The sequence below is a fragment of the Kitasatospora sp. NPDC047058 genome, assembly GCF_040643935.1.
Taxonomy (GTDB): domain Bacteria; phylum Actinomycetota; class Actinomycetes; order Streptomycetales; family Streptomycetaceae; genus Kitasatospora.
On record NZ_JBEYVJ010000960.1, the window covers coordinates 1 to 1057 of the forward strand.

The window sequence follows — 1057 nt, forward strand, 5'->3', positions numbered from 1 at the left end:
CTTCGTCATCGTCCGCAGCGTCACGGCCAGCCCCTTGGCGAGGCCGGATCCGGGAAAACTCATGAGATCGCCACCTTGATGACACCGGTGAGGGCATGGTCGAGCATCACCGGCTGCGGTGCCGGGGCGGCCGGCTGCTCCGGGGCCTGGACAGGCGCCTGCGGCGTGGCCGGGATCGGCGTCGCCGCGGGCTGCTCGGGCGCCGGGAAACGCGCTGCCAGGCCTTCCAGGAGGCGCGTGTAGGCCGGGGCGATGTCCGGGCCCGGGACGGCGCTGCCGTCCTCCCAGGCGACCACCAGCGTCGAGTTGACCCGCAGGGCCGCTGCGATCTGCGCGGGCGTCAGCCCGGCCGCCAGGCGCAGCCGCTTGCGCTCCGCCGGGGCCGGCAGGCCGGTGCTCACGGCGGCGAGCAGCGCATCAACGGAGTCGAAGAGCTCGTCGGACATCGGGCGTTGCTCCTCAGCGTCCGTTGGGTCGGGTCGGGTCGATCCGCGGGTCGCCGAACAGGGCGTCGAAGACCGGCTCGGTGACGCAGGCGATCAGGCCCCGCTCGGCGTGGCGCAGGGTGTAGCCGGCACTGCGCCCGAGGTCGGCCACCGCAATCGGGACCTGGGGGCGGTAGTAGAAGGTCAGCTCCCGGCCGGCGAACTCCGTGGGCTCGGTCGCCCGATCCGCCGGGATGAACGGCAGAGTGAACGACGGCAGGTCGGCGACGTCCGGCTCAGCGGCCAGGTGCAGGACGCCGTCGTCGACGGTGCGGAACGCGGACACGAGGTTCACCCCGCCACTGCGGCGATCCCTCGGCAGCCCGTGACCCTCGAGGACCCGGCCGAGCTGGGAAGCGGACATCGCGGCCGCCATGGCCAGCGCGCTCCGGTTCGAGTAGGCGCCGACCGCGTCCGCGCGGGACATCGCCACCTCCCGGAACACCGCCAGGTGCTGGATGAGCCGGCTGGTACGGGCGACCAGGTCGACCAGGGCGTCGAAGTCGGAGGCCTTCGGCGGCTCCACCAAGCGCTCTCCGCGCAGCCCGGCGAGCAGCGCGGTGCCCAAGTCG

At 73.6% G+C, this 1057-nt stretch carries 2 protein-coding genes; both read right to left on the reverse strand.

The annotated features are described in order from the left end of the window. Positions 1 to 59: 59 nt before the first annotated feature. On the reverse strand, positions 60 to 446 hold the full coding sequence (locus ABZ885_RS41940) for a helix-turn-helix transcriptional regulator (RefSeq protein ID WP_360200568.1): 387 nt from the start codon (positions 444 to 446) through the stop codon (positions 60 to 62). 13 nt (positions 447 to 459) lie between these two features. Next, positions 460 to 1057 (reverse strand): hypothetical protein (locus ABZ885_RS41945; protein WP_360200570.1); only part of this gene is annotated, 598 nt, incomplete at its 5' end.